Origin of the sequence: Micromonospora sp. NPDC050187 (genome assembly GCF_044459745.1) — a bacterium.
Lineage (GTDB): Bacteria > Actinomycetota > Actinomycetes > Mycobacteriales > Micromonosporaceae > Micromonospora.
Genome location: NZ_JBITJH010000010.1, coordinates 86,441 through 107,766, shown reverse-complemented (window position 1 = coordinate 107,766; position 21,326 = coordinate 86,441). Strand labels below are relative to the sequence as shown.

Annotated in this window: 11 protein-coding genes; 3 read left to right on the top strand and 8 right to left on the bottom strand. The window is 72.9% G+C overall.

From position 1 onward, the window contains the following. Window positions 1-22: 22 nt before the first annotated feature. The 3 genes from ACIBJE_RS17705 to ACIBJE_RS17695 form a co-directional block, all read right to left on the bottom strand. Window positions 23-1,903: a serine/threonine-protein kinase gene (locus tag ACIBJE_RS17705; RefSeq protein WP_396749460.1), complete on the bottom strand. Its 1,881-nt coding sequence runs from the start codon at window positions 1,901-1,903 to the stop codon at window positions 23-25. 96 nt (window positions 1,904-1,999) lie between these two features. Further along, a complete protein-coding gene (locus ACIBJE_RS17700) occupies window positions 2,000-3,532 on the bottom strand; it encodes a hypothetical protein (RefSeq protein WP_396749458.1) in 1,533 nt (510 codons plus the stop codon). A gap of 157 nt (window positions 3,533-3,689) precedes the next feature. Continuing rightward, window positions 3,690-4,079 carry a hypothetical protein gene (locus ACIBJE_RS17695; protein WP_396749456.1) on the bottom strand — a complete coding sequence of 130 codons (390 nt, stop codon included), beginning with the start codon at window positions 4,077-4,079 and terminating at the stop codon, window positions 3,690-3,692. Between the two features lie 296 nt (window positions 4,080-4,375). On the opposite strand from ACIBJE_RS17695, the gene ACIBJE_RS17690 reads away from it, so the two are divergent. Both ACIBJE_RS17690 and ACIBJE_RS17685 read left to right on the top strand, forming a co-directional pair. Further along, on the top strand, window positions 4,376-6,097 hold the full coding sequence (locus tag ACIBJE_RS17690; RefSeq protein WP_396749453.1) for a class I adenylate-forming enzyme family protein: 1,722 nt from the start codon (window positions 4,376-4,378) through the stop codon (window positions 6,095-6,097). Between the two features lie 101 nt (window positions 6,098-6,198). Further along, window positions 6,199-8,331 carry an MMPL family transporter gene (locus tag ACIBJE_RS17685; protein WP_396749451.1) on the top strand — a complete coding sequence of 711 codons (2,133 nt, stop codon included), beginning with the start codon at window positions 6,199-6,201 and terminating at the stop codon, window positions 8,329-8,331. A gap of 72 nt (window positions 8,332-8,403) precedes the next feature. Here the strand turns inward: ACIBJE_RS17685 and ACIBJE_RS17680 are convergent, their stop codons facing one another. Both ACIBJE_RS17680 and ACIBJE_RS17675 read right to left on the bottom strand, forming a co-directional pair. After that, entirely contained in the window at window positions 8,404-10,803 is a 2,400-nt protein-coding gene (locus ACIBJE_RS17680; protein ID WP_396749448.1) for a hypothetical protein, read from the bottom strand. 38 nt (window positions 10,804-10,841) lie between these two features. After that, window positions 10,842-12,485: a fatty acyl-AMP ligase gene (locus ACIBJE_RS17675; protein WP_396749446.1), complete on the bottom strand. Its 1,644-nt coding sequence runs from the start codon at window positions 12,483-12,485 to the stop codon at window positions 10,842-10,844. Window positions 12,486-12,672: 187 nt separating this feature from the next. On the opposite strand from ACIBJE_RS17675, the gene ACIBJE_RS17670 reads away from it, so the two are divergent. Further along, window positions 12,673-18,315, top strand: coding sequence for an SDR family NAD(P)-dependent oxidoreductase (locus ACIBJE_RS17670; protein ID WP_396749444.1), 5,643 nt, complete (start codon window positions 12,673-12,675; stop codon window positions 18,313-18,315). A gap of 117 nt (window positions 18,316-18,432) precedes the next feature. On the opposite strand, the gene ACIBJE_RS17665 is transcribed toward ACIBJE_RS17670, so the two are convergent. Genes ACIBJE_RS17665 through ACIBJE_RS17655 form a run of 3 tightly spaced genes read right to left on the bottom strand, consistent with a single transcriptional unit; the run spans window position 18,433 to window position 21,199 of the window. After that, on the bottom strand, window positions 18,433-18,903 hold the full coding sequence (locus tag ACIBJE_RS17665) for a type II toxin-antitoxin system RatA family toxin (protein WP_396749442.1): 471 nt from the start codon (window positions 18,901-18,903) through the stop codon (window positions 18,433-18,435). Window positions 18,904-18,935: 32 nt separating this feature from the next. Then, entirely contained in the window at window positions 18,936-19,958 is a 1,023-nt protein-coding gene (locus tag ACIBJE_RS17660; RefSeq protein ID WP_396749439.1) for an SDR family oxidoreductase, read from the bottom strand. Continuing rightward, window positions 19,955-21,199, bottom strand: a complete 1,245-nt coding sequence (locus ACIBJE_RS17655) for an aspartate aminotransferase family protein (RefSeq protein WP_396749436.1) — start codon at window positions 21,197-21,199, stop codon at window positions 19,955-19,957. Before ACIBJE_RS17655 ends, ACIBJE_RS17660 begins: the two co-directional genes overlap by 4 nt. Window positions 21,200-21,326: the final 127 nt, after the last annotated feature.

The following is a 21,326-nucleotide window of genomic DNA, read 5'->3' as shown; positions in this document are numbered from 1 at the left end:
GCCGGCACCGGCCCGGGGGTGGTCACCGGCCCGCCTTGGGTTTCGGCAGCCGTTTGGCCATCGACGTCGCCATCTTGATCAAATCGCTCTGGTGGGTGCCGCCCTCGTAGTCGTTCTGGATCGCGACCTGGAGGAGCACCTGACCCGAGCGGACGAAGATCATCGCGTACACGCCGCCCGAGCCGCTGACGGTGATCCCGAACGACTCCTGCCCCAGCCTGGGCACCGTGAACGGGCGCCATCCGCACCGCTCGGCGGACGTGCGGACGGCGTCGAGGAACGGGTCGGCCGCGTCGCCGTAGAAGCCGGCGACCGCCGAGCCGAGGTACGGATACTGGCCGCTGGTCACCCAGTAGCCGTTGCTGCTGTGCGCGCCGATCGCGTCGCCGCGCACCGTGCCGTCCGCACAGAGCGTGAGCTTGGTCAGACCGTTGTGCAGCACGTCGGCGGTCGTACTCGACTTGACCGAGTCACGCTCGGTCCTCATCGCGGACGCGACGTCGGCCACCGACAGCAACACGGGCTCCAACGCGGTCACCGCCGGCGGCGGGGAGGCGCGGTCGACGCTCGGGGTCGGAGTCGGATCGAGGCCGCCGGGCAGGTTGCCCCGGGCCAGGTTCCACACCGACGGTACGCAGCAGGCGGCGAGAAGGACCGCCACCACGATTCCGATCACCAACGGGAGCTTGGACTTCTTCCGGGCGGACGCCCCGGGGAAGCCCGTCGGGCCCGGACCGGGCGGCAGAGGGTACTCCGACGGGCCGGGAGTCCCCGGCGGCCGTGGTCCGGGTGGCCGTGCTCCGGGTGGCAGCGGGTAGGTCGACGCCGTCGGGCCGCCCGGCGGCGGAGAGCCCGGCAGCCCGGAGGCGGGCGGCCCGGACGTGGGCGGCAGTGGAGAACCCGGCGGCAACGGGTAGCCCGGAGGCCCGGAGGTGGGCGGTCCGGAGGTGGGCGGCAACGGGTGGTGCGGCGGCGATGGATGGTGCGACGGTCCGGAGGTGGGCGGCGGAGCCGGTGGTACCCCGCCGACCGAGGTCTCCGGCGGCGCGGTGCGCAGTGCCCTGACCCAGGCCGCCGCAGCCGCCGGCCGACGCTCGGCGGTCACCGCGACCATCGACAGGATCCCGCGGACGACCCGGTCCCGCCCCGCGCCGAGCGACGCGGTGAGCTGCCGGGTCATGCCGTCGATGTCGCCGGGGACCGGCATCTCGCCGGTCACCGCGTGGTAGACGGTCGCGCCGAGGGCGTAGCGGTCCGTGGCCGGGGTGTACTCGCCCCGGGCCAGGGACTCCGGTGCCATGAACGGCGCCGTGCCGTACACCCGGGCGGTGCCGCTGGTGCTGCGCAGCCGAACCAGTCCGAAGTCGACCAGGTAGGCCCGCCCGCTGCCGGACACGAGGACGTTGGCCGGTTTGATGTCCCGGTGCAGGACCGGTATGCCGTCGGTGTCCTGGCCGCTGTGCAGGTAGTCGACGGCCTCGGCGATCGGTTCGAGCGGCCCGAGGACGTCCAGCCCGCGCACTCCGCCGCTCTCCAGCATTTCCTGGAGGCTGCGACCCTCGATCCACTTCATCACGAAGTACAGGCGCGGCGCGGTGTCCGTGGTGGCCGCCCCGGCCGGATGCGGTGACGGGCCGACGAAGACCTCCTTCACCTTGACCAGCGCCGGATGTTCGAGTTGGGTGGCCAGCGCCGCCTGGAGCCGGAGGCCCTCCAGGCCGCGATCGGTCTGGTCCTCCGCCGGCATCCGGAGGATCTTCACCGCGTACGGGAACGCCACGTCGCCGTGGTGCTCGCGAGCCCGCCAGACCTCGCCCTCGCCACCGGCGGCGCGCCGCTCGATGAGCTCGTACCGGTCCGGTGCGTCCGGCGGTCCCACGTAGCTGTACTGCCCATCCGACACGGCGGTCATCCTGCCAGCGCCGTACCGGCGAACACAAAACCGCGTCCGTGCCGGACCGACCGTCCGGAAAGGTCGGTGGCAGCGCCCCCCGGCGGGCTACCGCTCCTTGAGTCGGCGGTTAACCTCTTCGGACAGTCGCCGGTTGAGCTCGGCCAACTGCTCGTCGGTGTACCGGGTCAGGTCGACCGGGCCGCTGCCACCGTTCGCCGGTTGCTCCTGCTGTTTCTGCTGCTCCCGGCGTTGCAGTTCCTGCTCCTCCGGCGAGCCGGGGGCGGCATACGCGCAGCGGACCAGGCTGCCGTCGGCGTTCTTCAGGCAGGTCGCCTCGCGGCCGTTGATCTGGCCCCGGCCCTCCACCCGGTAGCGGATGCTCTGCTCGCTGCCGAGCGTGGCGGTCCACGTGGTCCCGCCGGTCGGCACCACCTCGAACACCTGGTCGTCGTTCCAGCAGCAGACGTCCCGGTACTCCGCCTTGATCAGGGCGGCGATGGCCTGCGGCGACGACCAGGTGGGGCTGAGCCGGTGCACGGTCAGCGGGGCGAGACCGTCGCCGGAGTGCCGGGTCGGCACCACCGACACCGCCACCACCGAGCTGGCCTCGCCCTGTGGGGTGAGCGGGGTGACGTACACGCTGCGGCCACTGCCGTCGCGGTGGCGCAGGGTGAACTCCGACTCGTTGCCCTCGTTGGCACCGTCCTCGGAGGCGTCCCAGCCGCTGCGCTCGAACCACCAGTCGGCGAAACCGCCGACCGCGGCGGTGCCCTCCCGCTGCCGGGCGGCGAGGCTGATCGGATAGGACGGTCCGGGCACCTCGGCGGTGGCGTCGGTGACGGTGACCTTCCCGGTCGTGCCGTCGTACAGTGCCACCCCGGCCGGCCTTTCCGTCACCACCAGGATGCCGGTCTGCCGCTTCAACGGCACCACCACGACCGGGGTGTCGCCCTGGCAGTGGACGTAGGCGTCCTCCTCGGAGAACCGCGCCCAGCGCCGCTCGGCGGCGATCTTCCGGCCCAGGTTGTGGGTGAACCAGCCGCCGATCCGGGCGGACGCCGACTCGTCGAACCGGCACCGCTGCTGCGCCCGGCTGGTGCTGCCGAGCGGCACCTCCTGCACCAGGCCGACCTCGTAACCGGTCAACCAGCCGCGCCGCTCGACCAGGATGGCGAACCGGTCGGAGTCGGGCAGGTAGCTGACGTCGCTGATCTCGCCGGTCACGTCGCCCAGATTGGGCGCGGCCTGCGCCTCGCCGACCACGTACGGCGCGCGTGGGGTCAGCTCCGGCACCGGATCGGTCACCACCCGCATGGTGGTCGCGTACGCCCGGTCCTGGAGGTATTCGCCGTAGACCAGCCAGAGCGCGCCGAGGGCCAGCCCGACGGCGGCACCCAGCCAGCCGAGGGCGGCGCTGCGGCCGATCGTGCCCCTGCCCCCGTCGCGCCGACGGGTGAGCAGCCGCACCAGGGCCGGCACCCCGGCGAGGAGGCCCACCAGGGCTGCCGCCAGCAGCCAGGGCAGGAGTTTGCGCAGCTCCCAGACGAGGACGGTGGTGACGTACGAGGCGTACCACCCGACAGCGCCGAGCAGGAGGAGCAGGAGAACTGGTGTACCCACCCGCAGCATCCGACCCATCGACACCCCTCCCTGCGGATCCGACCGGGTCCGATCCTAGTTCGGACGGTCGCGTCCGCTGTGGTGAGTATCGCCCACGACGCCCCGTACGGTCACCGTCCCTCGTCGAGCGGCATCACGTCACCGTGCCGGCACCGTCATGCCGAAGGGGGTCCGGTCAGCAGCTGACCGACGCCGGGGAGTGCGCGACGAGCCCGTCGAAGCTGGCCTTGGCGCGGCAGTACCCGCGCTCGGCGGGGTCCATGAAGTAGGCGGTGGCGGCCGTACCGTCGGCGGCCTGCTGCAGGTAGTAGAGCGCGTCCGGTTCCTCCTGGTACGGGCCGGTGGGGGTCACCGCCCGCTCGAGGGTGATGTCGATCGGGCCGCTGCAACCCCCCGAGAGCTTGGCGAAGGCGGTCTGCATGCCGATGGAGTAGTAGAGGTTGGTGACCGTCAACGAGCACGCCGCGCTCTGCTCGGGGGCCACGGCGGCCGCCGTGGCGGGGGTCGCCGTGGCGATCAGGCCCCCGGCGAGCAGGGCCGCACTGGCGAGACTGCGGATACGCATGGTTCGTCCTCCCGTGTGGAGTGCCTGTAGGAAAGTTTTACCGGCATCAGGATCCTGGCAAAGAAATGCCGGCCGGGGAACCCCCCCCGGCGGGAAGGCGGCCGGGAACACGGGGCGGCACACCAGCGCGCCACATTGGTCGATCGGCCCGGAGGTCGGACGAATCGGAAACAGATCGTCACCCGTCCAGACATGGCCTACGCAGAGCGATGTCGATATGGTTAGCGATCATCTTCCGGCCGACGAGAGCCGATCGCCGGCCGGCCTCCCCGCCCCCGAGAACGGAGGACCCGCTCGTGGCTTCACCCGCCGACACGACGGCCACCGACGACGTCGAGCCGCAGCGGCCCATCCCGCGGTTCCTTACCGAGTTCACCCCCACCCGGTGGCGCCGCCGGCTCAGTCCGTTCTCGCGCGTACCGAAGCACTCGAAGATGGGCGAGACCTGGCACGTGGCGGCACGGACCGCCCCGGACGAGCTGGTCATCGTCGACCGGCCGGCGGACATCGACCCGGACGGCCCCGAGGTCCGCACCTACACGCAGTGGGCGGAGCTGGTCGACCGGGCGGCCGCCTGGCTGCACAAGGCCGGCGTCCGGCCGTGGGACCGGGTCGCGGTCCTCAAGGCGAACCACCTGGACATCGTCATCCTGGGGTGTGCCATCGCCCGGATCGGCGCGATCCCCTGCATGTTCTCCGGGTCCTACGGACCCGAGGCGATGATCCCCATGCTGGAGCGGCTGGAGCGGCCGATCCTGCTGACCGACCGGAAGCACCTCGACAAGTGCGGCATCACCCCCGAGGTGGTGGCGGACCTCACCGTCCGCACGATCAGCGTCGACGCGGTCGAGGACCGGCCGGACGTCCTGCGCCTGGACGACTTCAAGGACGCCCCGCCGGTCCAGCCGAACATGCGCGAGTTCAAGGAGCCGGTGGTCATCACCCACACCTCCGGCACCACCGGGGTACCGAAGCTGGTCATGCACTCCGCCGAGTCGATCTACGCGATGGCGATCGTGGAGACCGAGCGCTGGCCCCGGTTCGGACTGCGGCGCAGCGACACCGTGCTGTTCTGCGACCCGTACACCCACGAGCGGCTCACCACGATGCAGTTGGCGATGGCCGCCGTCGGCCCACGCGTGCTCTACATGTCCGACCCGCTCTCGCCCCGGGTCCGGGAGCTGATGGCGGAGCACAAGCCGACGCTGGTCGAGGCGCTGCCGAACATCTACCTCGCGTGGGAGCCGCTGACCCGCGACCCCGCCGGCCTGTTCAGCAACGTCCGCGAGTACGTCAACTCCTTCGACGCCATCCACACCCGCACCATCCGCACCTTCCTGGCCGCGACCAAGCGCCGGTTCCCGATCTGGGTGCAGTCGTGGAGCCAGACCGAGAACGGCGCGCTGTGCATCCGGCCGTTCTTCCGGTTCGTGGTACGGCGCAGGGGGCACCGGCCGCCGCCGACCCAGCTGATCGGCTGGCCCATCCCGTTCCACGCCAAGATGCGGGCGGTGGACCCGGAGACCGGGCAGGAGGTCCCGCGCGGGCAGGTCGGCATGATCGAGATCGACCAGCCCGGACGGTGCCTCGCCTACGTCGGCGAGCAGGACCGACACGACCTGAAGTGCAACGGCAGGTGGTGGAGCACCGGCGACCTCGGCATCATCAACAAGTGGGGCGCCGTCCGGATCGTGGACCGGGAGATCGACCGGATCCCCAACGGCAGCGCGATCGAGTTCGAGGACCTGATCCTCGACCGGATCGACTACACGACCGAGGTGATCGTCCTCCCGGTCGCCGGTGGGCTGCCGGTGCCGGTGGTGAGCACCACGGACGACGTGCCCCTGGACAAGGGCGACTGGGCGCGGGCGGTCGCCGACCTCGCCCCGATGGCCGAGCCGATCCAGATCAGGTGGGACGAGTTCCCGCGCACCGGCACCTGGAAGATCCGTCGGGTGGCGCTGCGGGAACAACTGCTCGACGGCGCCAAGGCGATCGGCATCGGACGCTGGACCTGACCGGCGTCGTCCGCTGACCGTACCCCGGCGGCACCGGCCCCACCCGGGCCGGTGCCGCCGGGGTCGTGGGCCGCCGCCGGTCGAACGAGAGGAAGACTGCGATGTTGGACATCCTCGGCCGGCTCACCCACCGGGTGCGCTGGTGGGTGATCGCCGGGGCCGTGGTGTTCCTGGCCGCGGCCGGCGCCTGGGGTGCCAACGCCTTCGACGACCTGGCCGCCGGCGGCTTCACCTACGCGGCGAGCGAGAGCTCCCGGGCCGAGGAGGTCGAACGGGACCGGCTCGGACGCAACGACGCGGACGTCGTCGTGCTGTTCGGCAGCGACCGGTGGACGGTCGAGGATCCCGCGTACCGCGACGCCGCCCGGCAGGTCCTCGACCGGATCCCGGCCGACCGGATCGAGGGCGTGACCGACTACTGGCGGACCAACGCGTCCGCCCTGGTCAGCACCGACCGGCGGGAGACGTTCGCGGCGGTGCAGATCGCCGGCGCCACCGAGAACGACCGGCTCACCAACTACCTGGCCGTCCGGGGCAGCCTGACCAGCCCGGACCTCGACGTCACGGTCGGCGGCCCGCTGGCGCTGATCGACGACGTCAACACGCAGAGCAAGGCAGACCTGACCCGCGCCGAGGCGTTGGCCCTGCCCATCCTGTTCCTGCTGCTGATCCTCATCTTCCGCAACGTGCTGGCGGCGCTGCTGCCGGTGCTGGTCGGGGTGCTGTCGATCGTGGGATCGTTGGCCGGTCTCCGGCTGCTGGCGCAGTTCACCGATGTCTCGATCTTCGCCGTCAACGTGGTCACCCTGCTCGGTCTCGGGCTGGCCGTCGACTACAGCCTGTTCATGGTCAGCCGGTTCCGGGAGGAACTCGGCGCGGGTCACCCGGTGCCGCAGGCGCTGCGGCGGACCATGGTCACCGCCGGCCGGACGATCGTCGTGTCCGCGGTGACCGTCGCGCTCGCCCTGGCCAGCCTGGCCGTCTTCCCCCAGGTGTTCCTGCGGTCCATCGCCGTCGGCGGGGTCGCGGCGGTGCTGCTGGCCGGGTTCTTCTCGTTGACCGTGATGGCCGCGATGCTCGCCCTGCTCGGTCCCCGCCTGCGGGAGCGGCGGCGTCGGCCGGCCGGCACCGACCCAAACTCCGGCGCGTGGGCGCGGATCGCGCGGACGGTGATGCGCCGTCCCGTCCTGGTCGGCGGCGCGGTCATCGCCGTGCTGGTGCTTCTCGGCCTGCCGTTCCTGCGCATCTCCTACGGCTGGCTGGACACCCGGGTCCTGCCCGCCACGGCGGAGAGCCGGCAGGTCCAGGACACCCTGGCGGAGTCCTTCCCGGACAGCGTCACCCGGCCGATCGACGCCGTCGTCACGCTGGACGGCCCGGCGGCCGAGCCCGCCGGGCGGGCGGAACTCGCCGCCTATGTGGACCGGGTGGCCGCGCTGCCCGACGTGCGGCACGCGGACGTCACCGGCCTGTCCGGCGACACCGCGCGGGTCACCGTACGGTTCGACGTGGAGCCGATCTCCGCGCAGGGACGGGAACTGGTCGACGCGGTACGCGCCGTCGAACCGCCCACCGGCGGCACGGTGCTGGTCGGGGGCGACGCGGCCGGTTTCGCCGACCTGATGGACATGCTCACCCAGCGACTGCCGTGGATGGCGCTGCTGGTGCTGGTCACCACGTTCGTGCTGCTGTTCTTCTCCTTCGGCTCACTGGTGCTGCCGGTCAAGGCGATCCTGATGAACGTGCTGAGCCTGACGGCGGCGTTCGGCGCGGTGGTGTGGATCTTTCAGGACGGCCACCTCGACGGACTGCTCCGGTTCACCTCCACCGGCAACATCGACGTGGTGCAACCCATCCTGATCTTCGCGGTCGCGTTCGGGCTGTCCATGGACTACGAGGTGTTCCTGCTCTCCCGCATCCGTGAGCACTACGACCTGGTCGGGGACAACACCGAGGCGGTCGCCGTCGGCCTGCAACGCTCCGGTCGGATCATCACCAGCGCGGCCCTGCTGCTGGTGGTGGTGATCGTGTCGTTCGCGACGTCGAGCGTGCTGGTCGTGAAGATCATCGGCGTCGGGCTGGCCATCGCCGTCGTCGTCGACGCCACCATCGTTCGGGCGCTGCTGATGCCCGCCACCATGCGGCTGCTCGGCCGGCTCAACTGGTGGATGCCGGGGCCCCTGCGACCGCTCTACAACCGGTGGGGGATCCGCGAGGGCGGCCCGGCCGACTGAGCAGCGGTCCTCCTCCCCCACCGTCCGGGGTGCGGGTGGGTCGGCGGAGGCCCGCCCACCCGCACGGACCGGTCAGAAGATCAGCGCCCGGCCGAGCCCCATGTCGGTGAGCCGGGTGGAGTGCACGGTGCTGGTGACCTCCAGGGCCTTCTGGATCCGCTCCTCCGGGGTGGTGTCCACCAGCCGGCGGCCGTCCCAGATCTCGTAGTCACCGATCATCGCCACGTGCGGCGCGATGCCCTCCTGGAACCAGTTCTCCCAGCGGTTGAGCTGGTCGGCGACGGGCAACTGCTCCCACAGCCGCATACCGCCCCGGATCAGCTCGACGAGTCGTTCCTTGTCGTCGGGGTGCTGGTGCAGGTGCTCGCGGATGATCGAGGTGCCGACGGCCAGGTGGCGTACCTCGTCGATGCCGGCGCCCTTCTCCATGTCGGCCATCCGGGGGTCGAGCGGTCGCCACTTGCGCTCGCTCAGCTCGAACGACGGGGCAAGGAACCCCTCCACCAGAATCGTCAGCAGCACCACGCCACCGAGGAAGTCCTGTTGGTCCCGCACGATCGGCATGCCGAGCTCCTCCAGCGGGTCGAGGATGCCCGCCTGGTCGGCCGCGGTCTGCTGGGCGATGACGTCGGCGACGTCCCGCTCGTCGACGCCGAGGTTCCGCAGGTGGTTACGGAAGATCATGGCGTGCCGGGTCTCGTCCATGAGCTGGGTGGCGTAGAACTCCATCGTCGTGGAGTCCGGCGCGCACGCCACGATGTACCCGATCGCGCGGGCGGCCCGCTCCTCGGCCAGTGCCCGGAACGCGACCTCCTGGATCAGCGCGTCCCGCAGCGGGCCCGGCTCGCGGAGGAAGTCCGGGGTCACCAGCCCCGGCGCGTAGCCGACGACGTTGCCGCGCAGCGTCCGCTCCGGAACGTTGGCGAACCAGTACCGCAGGTCGCAGTCGCGTGCGGTGAGCCGGAGCCCCTCCGCCCCGTCGAACAGGGACGTCGCGTTGTCCCAGTCGGCGGCGTCGTCCGCGGTCATCGTCGACTGGCCGGCGACACGGGGTGTCTCGGTCGGGGCGACGACGTACGGGGTCGCCGGACGGGCGAGCGAGGCGGGCTTGGCGACCGGGGCGGGACCGGTCGGCGCGGTCGTGGCGGCGGGAGCGGCGGGGGCCGGCGGGGATGCGGAGACCGCTGCCCCGGCCGGCGGCCGGGCGGACTCCGGCGCGGGTGCCGGGGTGGCCGCCGGCACGGGCTGCGGCGCGCGGACCGGCGCGGTCTCCCGCTGCGGCGTCGGCACGGGGGGCGGCTGCGGGGCCGGCGTGGCGGCGGCCGGACCGGTGTCGGACATCAGGAACGGGCCACTCCCGTCGAGGTAGTCGACCATCGCCGCCGCGATGCTGGCCCGCGACGGCGGGTGGAACGCGACGCACTGGCACGCCGCGATCAGGTAGGCCACGTCGGGAGAGCCGATGAACGACATCCCGCCGAGCATCTCGACCGCCTGCCGGGCGGCGTCGGCGATGGCGTCCTGCGCGCCGTAGCGGGCCATCAGCACGCGGGCCAGCGCGTCGTTGTCCGTCTCGCCGGCCATCATGGCGCGGGCCGCGCCCTCGAGCAGCTGCGTCGCCGTCTCGATCCGGGTGCCCAGGGCGGCCCGGTCGGTGATCGCGGCACGCCGGGCGGCCAGGGCGCGTTCCACCAGCGCGCTCGCCATGCCCAGGTACGAGGCGGTGATGAGCAGCTCGAACCAGATGAACCCGGTGGTCTGGAGGTCGTCGAGCATCCCGTCCGGACCGTTCTCGGTCGGGATGACCAACTCGTCCTCGATGTAGACGTCGGACAGGCGGACCTCGTCGCTCTCCGCGCCGGCCAGCACGCTGCTGCCCCAGAACGGGTGCCGCGTGATGCCACGCAGCGTGGCCGGCATGAGCAGGAACGCCGTCTGCTGCCCGCCGTCCGACGCCGGCACCGCCACGCTGGCCGTGAGCAGGTCCATCGAGTGACTCAGGCTGCACGGCTTCTTCGACCCGTTGATCCGGTAACCACCCGGGGCCGGGGTGGCCGTCATCGTGGGAGCGAGGATCCCCTGGGCCGGGCGCCCCTCGGCGAACCCGGACGAGACGAGCAGGTTGCGGCTGGTGATCGCCTCGAGCAGGGCCCACTCCATGCCGGAGTTCTTGATGCTCTCGGCGAAGGTGAACAGCGTCGCCACCGAGAAGTGGTGCATCGTGGTGCCCACCGCCAGCGACGGGGCGTGCGCGCCGATCGCCCGCATGACCCGTACCGCGTCCAACGGGGTGGCGCCGAGCCCGCCGTAGTCCTTCGGGATCACCAGGCCGGGGCCCCGGCTGGCCCGGAACACCGGCAGCGTGGCGGCGCCGGACGACTCCCGCTGATCGAAGGGGATCTTCGACAGCCCGTCGACCAGCCCCGGCAGGTAGGACTCGCACAGGGCGCGCGCCTGATCAAGTGATCGCATCGGGGTTCCTCCAGCGGCGGGACGGTCGGTGGTGGTGGTCAGCCCGAAATGAGCGCGCGGGCCGCCGCACGACGCAGCTTGCCGGACGGTGTCTTCGGGAGGGACCCCGGCGGCAGGACGACGACCGACGCGGGACGGGCGTCGATCTCGGCGACGACCCGGTGGACGACGGCGTCACGCAGCGCCTTCTCGGCGGCCGGGTCACCGGCGCGCCGCGACTCGACCAGCACCGCGAACGACTCACGTGCCACACCGTCGCCGGCCATCAGCCGCACTGCCGCGACGTTGCCGTCCCGGACGCCGTCGACCGAGGCCGCCGCGCGTTCGATGTCGGTGGGGTAGATGTTCCGGCCGCCCATGATGATGACGTCCTTCTCGCGCCCGCAGACGACGATCTGACCGTCGACCAGGTAGCCCTCGTCGCCGATGTCCAGCCAGCCGTCATCGTCCAGGGCGGCGACCGGCCCCTGTTCGGTGAGGTAACCCCGGGTCACCGAGTCCCCGCGCAGTTGCAGCCGGCCGACCTCGCGGTCACCCAGCTCGGCGCCGGAGTCGTCGACCACGCGGACGGCGACACTTCCGAAGGCGACACCGAGCAGCGGCAGCCGGCGCACACCGGTCGTCCGGCCGTCGGGTACCGGCACCGCCCGCCGGTTCTTCTCCAGTTCCAGGGCGTCGACGGTGTCGAGGAGCATCGGGTCGGACAGGGCCGACAGCGAGATCACCAGGGCGCTCTCCGCCGCGCCGTAGCAGCAGTTGATCGCCTGGGGCCGCAGCCCGAACCGCGATCCCGCCGCGACGAACGCCTCCACCGTCGACGGGTCGATCGGCTCCGCGCCGTTGCACGCGGCCTTCAACCGGGACAGGTCGAGCGAACCGGCCTCGGCGCGGGCGAGCTGCCGGGTCAGGATCGCGTACGCGAAGTTCGGCGCGGCGGTGATCGTGCCGCCGTACCGGCTCATCAACTCGGCCCACACCAGCGGCCGGCTGAGGAAGTCCACGGGAGTGACGCTGACCAGCTCGATGCCGGTGAACATCGGGATCAGCAGGCAGCCGACCATGCCCATGTCGTGGAAGAGCGGCAGCCAGCTGACCAGGACGTCGGACTCGCCGCACTCCAGGTGCGCCACGCTGTCCACGAGGTTGGCGTGCAGGTTGCGGTGGGTGATCTGGACCGCCTTCGGCTCGGCGGTCGAGCCACTGGTCAACTGGAGCAGCGCGGTGTCGTCCTCGGCGGCCGGCACGACGGTGAACTCCCGGTCGCTGTCCAGGTCGGCGATCATCCGGTGGGCGATGCCCTGCTCGCGGAGCACCTCGGCCACCGCCTCGAACGGGGCACCCACCAGCACCAGGCGCGCGTCGATCATGCGGAGGACACGCAACGTGTCGTCCCGCCAGACGGCCAGGTCGGTGCGGGCCGTGGGCTGGTGCAACATGGTCACGCTGCCGCCGGCCAGCCAGACCGCCTGGACGACTTGGGCGACCTGGCCGGGGTCGCCGGCCAGGACCGCGACCGCCTGACGGGCGGCGAGTCCACTCTCGACCAGGGCCGCCGCCGTGCGTCGGGCGGCGGCGTGCAGGTCGCTCCAGCTCCGCCGCACCGGACGGGTGGGCGCACCGGTCACCATGCCGCGCGTCGAGCGGGCGGCGGTGCCGACGACGGTGTCGACGAAACGACTCATGACAGTCGCGCCTGGATCATGGGCCACAGGATAGGCCAGCCGTACCGACGGTGACCATAGGCGACCGAGGCGGGTTTCCCGGCGGCCGTATGTTGTGCCGATCGCCGCCCCCGATGGAGGATGGGCGCCACTCGGTGGGTGGGTCGCCGAGGCCTGGTGGGTGACGTGCGCGGAAAGGCGGCGACCGGTGGGGGACCCCGAGAAGCAGTGGTGGTTGGACGTCGTTCGCACCGAGGCGGCCGCGGTGCTCGGTCGTCCGCGTGACGACGTGCCGCCCGACGGGGCGTTCGCCGACATGGGCTTCGACTCGCTGAGCGCGCTCGAGCTGACCGAGAGACTGGCGGACGTGAGTGGACTGCCGCTCTCCGGCACGCTCGCCTTCGACCACCCCAACCCGTCGGCCCTCGCCGGTTACCTGGCGGAGCAGGCCGGCCCGGCCGGTCCCACGACCGCCGTCGGGTCCCGCCCGGCCGGCGGACAGCCGGACGTCTGCACCGACGATCCCATCGCGATCGTGGCGATGGCCTGCCGCTTCCCGGGCGGCGTGTCCACACCGGACGCGTTCTGGGCCGACCTGGTCGAAGGGCGGGACCGGATCGGACCGTTCCCCACCGACCGGGGCTGGGACCCGGACGTGTTCCACCCCGACCCGGAGCACCCCGGCTCCACGTACGCCCGGCACGGCGGCTTCCTCTACGACGCGGGGGACTTCGACGCCGGATTCTTCGGGCTGTCGCCACGGGAGGCACTGGCCACCGACCCGCAGCAGCGGCTGATGCTGGAGATCTCCTGGGAGGCGTTGGAGCGGGCCGGCATCGACCCGCGCGCGCTGCGGGGCAGCCGTACCGGCGTGTTCACCGGGGTCATCGGCAACGACTACGCCCCGCCCCTCGGGGCGGTCCCGCCGGACGTCGGCGGCTTCCTGCTCGCCGGCAACGCGTCGAGCGTCGTCTCCGGTCGGGTGTCATACACGCTGGGCCTGGAGGGGCCGTCGCTGTCGGTGGACACCGCCTGTTCGTCGTCGCTGGTCGCCCTGCACCTGGCGGCCCGGTCGCTGCGCGCCGGGGAGTGCGCGCTCGCGCTGGCCGGCGGGGTGACCGTGCTCGGGACGCCACTGGTGTTCACCGAGTTCAGCCGTCAGCGGGGACTCTCCCCCGACGGGCGGTGCCGGTCGTTCGCCGCGGCGGCCGACGGGACCGGGTGGGCCGAGGGCGCCGGGGTACTGGTCCTCGAACGCCTCGCCGACGCCCGCCGGAACGGTCGGCGTGTCCTGGCGGTCCTGCGGGGCAGCGCGGTCAACTCCGACGGGGCGTCCAACGGGCTGACGGCGCCGAACGGCCCGTCCCAGCAGCGGCTGATCGCCGACGCCCTCGCCGACGCGCGACTCACGCCGGCCGAGGTGGACGCGGTGGAGGCACACGGCACCGGAACGCGGCTGGGCGACCCGATCGAGGCCAAGGCGTTGCTCGCCGCGTACGGCACCGGGCGGCAGAGCCCCCTCTGGCTCGGGTCGGTCAAGTCCAACATCGGGCACACCCAGGCGGCGGCCGGCGTGGCCGGCGTGATCAAGATGGTGCTCGCGCTGCGACACGGCCGCCTGCCCCGCACGCTGCACGTCGACGAGCCGACCCCGTACGTGGACTGGTCGGCCGGCCCGCTGCGCCTGCTCACCGAGGAGCAGCCCTGGCCGGCCGGGACCGATCCGCGCCGCGCGGCGGTCTCTTCCTTCGGGATCAGCGGCACCAACGCCCACGTGATCCTGGAGGAGGCACCGGACGAGGTGACCGGACCGACCGGCGGGAAGGCGTCGGGGCCGCTGGTGGTCTCCGCGCGGACCGGGGCCGCCCTCCGGGAGCAGGCCGGACGGCTCGACGCCCTCCTCTCCGCCCAGCCGGACCTGCCGTTCGGCGCGGTGGCGGCGGCGGCTGCCGCACGTACCCCGTTCGAGCAACGCGCCGTCGCCCTCGACCGCGACGGCCTCGCCGCGCTCGCCGCCGGGCGGGACACCCCGACGGTGGTCACCGGTACGGCCGCCGATGGCAAGCTGGCCCTGGTCTTCTCCGGGCAGGGGTCGCAGCGGCCGGCGATGGGACGCGAACTCGCCGCCGCCGAACCCCGCTTCGCCGCCGCCCTCGACGAGGTCTGCGCCGCCCTGGACCGGCATCTGGACCGTCCCCTCCGGACCGTTTTCGACGACGCGGATGCGCTGGACCAGACCGGGTACACCCAGCCGGCCCTGTTCGCCGTGGAGGTGGCGCTCTACCACCTCCTGCGGCGCTGGGGGGTCCGGCCGGACGTCGTCCTGGGCCACTCGGTCGGCGAGATCACCGCCGCGCACGTGGCGGGCGCGCTGTCGCTGGACGACGCCGCCCGGCTGGTCGTCGCACGGGGCCGGTTGATGCAGGCGCTGCCCACCGGCGGCGCGATGGTCGCGATCCAGGCCACCCCGGACGAGGTCGAGCCGCTGATCGCCGACCCGGCGGCGCGGGTCGGTCTCGCCGCCGTCAACGGCCCGTCCTCGGTCGTGGTCGCCGGACCGCAGGACGCGGTCCAGGCCGTGGCCGACGCGTTCGCCGCCCGGGGTCGCGAGACCACCCGTCTGCGGGTCAGCCACGCGTTCCACTCCCCGCTGATGGACCCGATGCTGGCGGAGTTCGGCGCACTGGAGGCGGAGCTCACCCATCGGCCGCTGGAGATCGCTCTGGTCGCCAACGAGACGGGGCGGACGGTCGACGCGATCGCCCCGGGGCACTGGAGCCGGCACGTACGGCGACCGGTGCGCTTCGCGCAGAGCGTGCGCCGGCTCCGCGAGCAGGGAGTCACCCGGTTCCTGGAGGTCGGCCCCGGGGGCGTGTTGTCCGCCATGGTCCTCGACTGCGTCGACGACCTGGACGGCGCCGAGCCCACCGGCGGCCGGACGGTCGCGGTGCCGCTGCTGCGCACCGGACGCGACGAGGCGGACTCGGTGCGGGAGGCGCTGGCCCGCCTGTTCGTCGCGGGCGTGGACGTCGACTGGACCACGGTGGTCGGCGGGACCGGACCGCAGGTGGAGTTGCCCACCTATCCGTTCCAGCGTCGGCGGTACTGGCTGACGCCCTCCGTCCGGCCGCTGCTCGGGGAACCGGTCGAGGTGCCGGCGGCGTCGGGCCGTGGCGGGTTGCTGCTGACCGGTGAACTGTCGATCGCCGCGCAGCCGTGGCTCGCCGACCACCGGATCGCCGGGACCGTCGTCGTGCCGGGCGCGCTGCTGGCGGAACTGGCGGCGCGGGCCGGCGACCACGCCGGCTGCCCCGAGGTGGTCGAACTGCTGTTGCAGGCCCCGCTGGTGCTCCCGGAGACCGGCGTCGTCGCGACCCGGGTGGTCCTCGCCGAACCGGAGGCCGACGGGACGCGTCCGCTGACGATCCACGCGCGCCACCCCGACGGGCCGTGGACCCCGCACGCGACCGGGGCGGTCGCCCCCGTGCGGACCAGTGACGCCACCCGGCTGAGGATCTGGCCGCCGCCGGGCGCGACGCCGCTGGACACGGAGGGCTTCTACGACCGCCTGCGCGCCGCCGGCTACGACTACGGCCCGGTCTTCCAGGGCCTCGGACGGGCGTGGCGGCGGGGCGACGAGATCTTCGCCGACGTGACGCTGCCCGCCGGGGCGGCCGGCGTGGACGAACGGTTCCTGCTGCACCCGGCCCTGCTCGACGCGTCGCTGCACGCGCTCGGCCTGGTCGGGGACGCCGACCCGGACGGCACGATCGCACTGCCGTTCACGTGGGCCGGGCTCCAGGTGCACGCCCCCGGCGTCTCGACGTTGCGGGTCCGGCTGACCCGTGTCGCGGACGGCGTCGACGTCGTCCTCGCCGACGCCTCCGGCGCGCCGGTCGCCTCGGTCCGGCAGGTCACCCTGCGGCCCGTCGCCGCCGACCGGCTTCCCGGCGGGCCGGCCACGCCGGGCGGGTCGTACGAGCTGCGGTGGGTGCCGGTGGACCCGGCCCGGTCCGAGGCCCCGGTGGTGTGGCTCGACGGCCTGGCGGCCTCCGATCCGGTCCCCGACGTACTCTTCGCCGAACTCCCGGCGGGTGGTGACGACCCGCACGGTGCGGTGTCGGCCGCGCTGCGTCTGGTCCACCGCTGGTTGGCCGAGCCCCGGTACGCTGCCGCCCGACTGGCGGTGGTGACCCGGGGAGCGGTCGGTGACCCGCCACGGGACCTGGCCCAGGCGGCGGCGTGGGGGCTGCTGCGCTCGGCGCAGTCCGAACATCCGGGCCGTTTCGCCCTCGTCGACGTGGACGACCAGCCGGAGTCGTGGGCGGCGTTGGCGACGGCGGCTGCCAGCGGTGAGCCGCAGGTCGTCGTGGACGCGGGTGGCCTGCTGGTGCCCCGGCTCCACCGGACGGACGGGACCGCCTCCGACCCGACCTCGGGTCCGCCGCACGTCGCCGTCGTCCGGTCGCCGGAAGCACCGGACGTTCCCCGTCACCGACGGCGTGCGTGGAACCCGGACGGGACGGTCCTGCTCACCGGCGCGACCGGCGCCCTCGGTCGCCTCGTGGCACGACACCTGGTCGAGCGGGGCCGGACCCGGCACCTGCTGCTCACCTCCCGGAGCGGGCCGGACGCCCCCGGCACGGCCGACCTGGTCGGCGAACTGGAGAAGGCGGGCGCCGACTCGGTACGCGTCGTCGCGTGCGACGTCGCCGACCCGACGGCCCTGGCCGACCTGCTCGGCTCCGTGCCCGTCGCGCATCCGCTCACCGCGGTGCTGCACCTGGCCGGCGTGTTGGACGACGGCATCGTCGAGTCGCAGACGGCGCAGCGGGTGGCCGCGGTGCTGCGGCCGAAGGCGGACGGCGCACGGCACCTGCACGAGCAGACCCGGGAGTGCGACCTGGCGGCGTTCGTCCTGTTCTCCTCCGCCGCCGGGCTGCTCGGATCGCCGGGACAGTCGGGTTACGCGGCGGCCAACGCCTACCTCGACGCCCTCGCGCAGCACCGACGCGCGAACGGGTTGCCGGCGCAGTCGCTGGCGTGGGGCCTGTGGGAGCTGCCGGACGGCATGGCCGAGCAGGTGAGCGCCGCCGGACTGCGTCGGATGCGGGAGATCGGGCTGGCTCCGCTGTCGGCGGAGCGCGGGCTGGACCTGTTGGAGGACGCGCTCGACTCGGACGCGGCGACGCGGGTCCTCGCCGAGGTCGACACCGCGCTGCTGGGCCGGCACGACCGGCGGGCGGTTCCGGCCGTACTGCACGGTCTGCTCGCCACGGGTGGCGCGCCCGGCTCCGGTGCTGCGGCACCGACCACCGGCCCGGTCGACCACGGCGGCACCGGGTCGGCCGACGGCGGCAGAGTCCGGCCGGGCGGCGCGGATCTCGCCCGCACCCTGCCCGGACTTCCCCCCGCCGAGCAGGACCGGTTGTTGCGGGAGGTGGTGCTCGCCGAGATCGCCCGGGTCCTCGGCCACGCGTCCGGCGACGAGCTGGACAGCTCGCGGTCGCTGACCGACCTCGGGTTCGACTCGCTGACCGCGGTGGAGCTGCGCAACCGCCTGGCCACCGCGACCGGGCTCACCCTGCCGGCCACACTGGTCCTCGACTATCCCAACGTGCGCGAGCTGGTCGGCTACCTGCGGGGTGAGCTGATGCCCGAGCGGGCGACCACGGCGCTCGGGGTGCTCGAGGACCTGACCCGGCTGGAGTCCGACCTCGCGAGCCTCACCCTGGACGCCGTGGCCCGCAAGAGGCTCGCCGACGCCCTCGGCCGGCTCATGTCGGCGGTGGACGCCGGCTCGGACAAGGTCGACGCGACGGGAGACGACTTCTTCGACCTTCTCGACTGACACGGTCTGCCCCGCCTCCGGGCGGGGCAGGCACCGCTCGACGGCCTCGACGTCCGGGAACGCGTGCCGCCCCGCTCGAGCGAGCGGGGCGGCACGTGGTGGACCGGTGGGCCGGGCTCAGGCCAGCGGGGCGGCCTCCACCGCGTGGACCTCGATACCGGAGCCGAACAGCCCGAGCAGGATGTCCCGGACCGCGTCGCGCAGGGCCGCGCACGCCACCGGGTCGATCAGGCTGGCCAGGGAGGCGATGCCGAGGTCGAACCGGGACGCGAACTCCACCCGCACGTCGTCGCCGACCTCGACGACCAGCCACGAGCCGGTGAACGTGGCGAAGTCGCCGCTCAGCTGGTCGAACACGATCCGGCGTTCGACGGGATCGATCTGGTCGCGTTCGGTCCAGACCAGGATGCCCTTGCGGAAGTTCACCTCCCAGGTGGACGTCACCTCGGTCGGGCTGACCTGGGTCACCCCGACCGTCCTCACCGTGTCGGTGAAGTTCGGGTAGGCGGCGAAGTCGGCCAGCCGGTCGAACGACTCCTTGGCATCCGCCCCGGGCAGCAGGGCGTGCACGATGACCGAGCACTCCATTGGGTGGTCTCCTCAGCTCGGGTTGACGATCATTACTTCAACCCCTGGACAAGATGGTGCAGGGACACCCGCCACGCGTCCTCGACCTCGGCGGCGGTCATCGCGGCCGGCCCGTGGGGAATCGTCCCGAACGACGTCGGCAGCAGCTCGGGGATGATCACCAGTCCGCAGACCGCCACCACGCCGTCCAACCGGGCCAGGTCCTCGGCGGCGAGGACGTCCGCGAACGCGGGACGCACCAGGCGGTCCACGATCGACGGGTCCGCCAGCCGGGGCGTGGGCATGTCGATCCCGCTGTCCCGGCCGACCTCGGTGACCAGGTCGAGGTAACGCTCCACCGGCATGCCGGCCGGTCCGGCGGTCAACCAGTACTCGCCGTCGCGCAGGTCGGCGTCGATCACCGCACGGATCCCCCGGGCGACCATGTCCTGCGGCACGAGGTCGAAGAAGGTGCCGGGGTGCGCGGGAATGAACGGCAGCTTCCCGGTCAGCAGGTACTCGGCGAGCTGGTGGACACCCTGCTTCTGCCGGATCACGCCGGTGCGGGAGTCGCCCATCACGATCGCCGGGCGGACGACGACCGCGTCGATGCCACTGTCGCGGACCATCCGCTCGCCGAGGTACTTCGACGTCACGTACTCGTCCGTCCGAGCGGCGGTCTTCTCCGTGCCCAGCCGACCGCCGCCACCGGTCCGGCCGTGCCGGGACACGTAGGCGGTGCTGACGTGGACCAGGACGGCGTCCGCCTCGGCGGCGAACTCGATGACCCGGCCGAGGCCCTCGATGTTGAGTCGGTCGACCTCGGCCTGGTCCGCCGAGAAGTTGACGATGGCGGCCGAGTGGATCACCACGTCGACCTCCGCGCACAACTCCCGGTAGGCGCGGCGGTCGAGGCCCAACGACGGGGCGTGCAGGTCCAGCCGGACGACCCGGTCCGAGCCGGCCGGCAGACGCCGGAACACCCCGGCGATCACGTCGTGCCCGGTCAGCTCGGACAGCACGGCCGTACCCACGACGCCGCTGGCGCCGGTGACCAGGACGGTACGTCCCGTCATGCCGAGGCGCCGGTCGTCGCGGCGGGGAAGCGTGTGGCCAGGGCGGCACAGGCACGCGCGAACGAGGCGACCAGCCGGGCCTCCTCGGCCGGCGTCATGGTCGCCGGCGGGGTCAGCCGGAGCACCGGGTGCGCGTTCATCGAATGGTTGACCACCACGTCGTTGTCGAGCAGGTCCATCAGGAACTCGGCGGCGTGGTGCCCGGCCCGGAACTCGACGCCGATGAGGAGTCCGACACCACGGACCTCGGCCACCAGGTGCCCGATCACGCCCACCGCCTCGGTCAGCGCCGCCAGCAGCCGCGCGCCCAGGGCGCCCGCGCGGTCGACCAGGTTCTCGTCCCGGATCACCCCGACCGTCGCCCGGACCGCGGCCATCGCGATGGGGGCCGCGGAGAAGGTGGACGTGTGCAGGTAGGGGTCCTTGTCGAGCGGCGCGAAGGCCTGCGCGGTCGCCAGGGTCGCCGCGACCGGCACCAGGCCTCCGCTGAGTGCCTTGCCGACCAGCAGGATGTCCGGCCGCACCCCGTCACGGTCCGCTCCCCACCAGGTCCCGAGACGCCCGAGTCCGGTCATCACCTCGTCGAGGACGAGCATCGCGCCCCGGTCGCGGCAGAGCGCCTCGACCGCCTTGAGGTAGCCGGGCTCCGGGATGATCACCCCGCCCTCGCTCTGCACCGGTTCCACGACCACGCAGACGTCCCGGTCGACGACGGCGGCCAGCTCGTCCAGGTCGCCGAAGCGGACGTGCACGACCTCCGGCAACAGTGGACGGAAGGGGTCCTGGTAAAGCGAGCGCGCGGTGAGCGACAGCGCACCGGTGGTCTTGCCGTGGTAGCCACTGTGCATCGAGACCAGCCGGTGCCGCCCGTTCGCTCGGGCAATCTTGATGGCGGTCTCCACCGCCTCCGCGCCGGAGTTGGAGAAGTGCACCTTGTCCAGGCCCTCCGGTGCCACCGAGGTCAGCGCCTCGGCGGCCCGTGCCGCGGGCTCGTTCAGCAGCACCCGGGTGGACAGCGCCTGCCGGTCGAGCTGCTCGTGCACCGCCGCACGCACGGCCGGGTGGCCCGCGCCGACGAGGAACACGCCGTAGCCGGCGCAGTTCAGCAGCTGGCGACCGTCGGCGGTGTGCACGACCGCGCCCGTGGCGCCGACTTCCAGCGGCGTGTTGAGCATGGCCGCGACCCGACCCTGCCCCTCACCCAGGTGCCGACGGTACAGGTCGAAGACATCGGAGGACACCGCGGAAGTGTGCCCGACGGGCGGCAACCGATCAAGGGCGAGCCGGACGATGCTCGCGTCCGGACGGTCAGCCGGGCCGGGGAGACGGAGGATTGCTGCGCAAACTGAAGTTGATCTAAGGTGCCCA

What these genes read in the sequence shown, in the direction of transcription:
- ACIBJE_RS17675 (WP_396749446.1), bottom strand. Translation starts at nt 12,485, where the DNA reads ATGAGTCGTTTCGTCGACACCGTCGTCGGCACCGCCGCCCGCTCGACG.
- ACIBJE_RS17680 (WP_396749448.1), bottom strand. Translation starts at nt 10,803, where the DNA reads ATGCGATCACTTGATCAGGCGCGCGCCCTGTGCGAGTCCTACCTGCCG.
- ACIBJE_RS17685 (WP_396749451.1), top strand. Translation starts at nt 6,199, where the DNA reads ATGTTGGACATCCTCGGCCGGCTCACCCACCGGGTGCGCTGGTGGGTG.
- ACIBJE_RS17695 (WP_396749456.1), bottom strand. Translation starts at nt 4,079, where the DNA reads ATGCGTATCCGCAGTCTCGCCAGTGCGGCCCTGCTCGCCGGGGGCCTG.
- ACIBJE_RS17665 (WP_396749442.1), bottom strand. Translation starts at nt 18,903, where the DNA reads ATGGAGTGCTCGGTCATCGTGCACGCCCTGCTGCCCGGGGCGGATGCC.
- ACIBJE_RS17660 (WP_396749439.1), bottom strand. Translation starts at nt 19,958, where the DNA reads ATGACGGGACGTACCGTCCTGGTCACCGGCGCCAGCGGCGTCGTGGGT.
- ACIBJE_RS17700 (WP_396749458.1), bottom strand. Translation starts at nt 3,532, where the DNA reads ATGGGTCGGATGCTGCGGGTGGGTACACCAGTTCTCCTGCTCCTCCTG.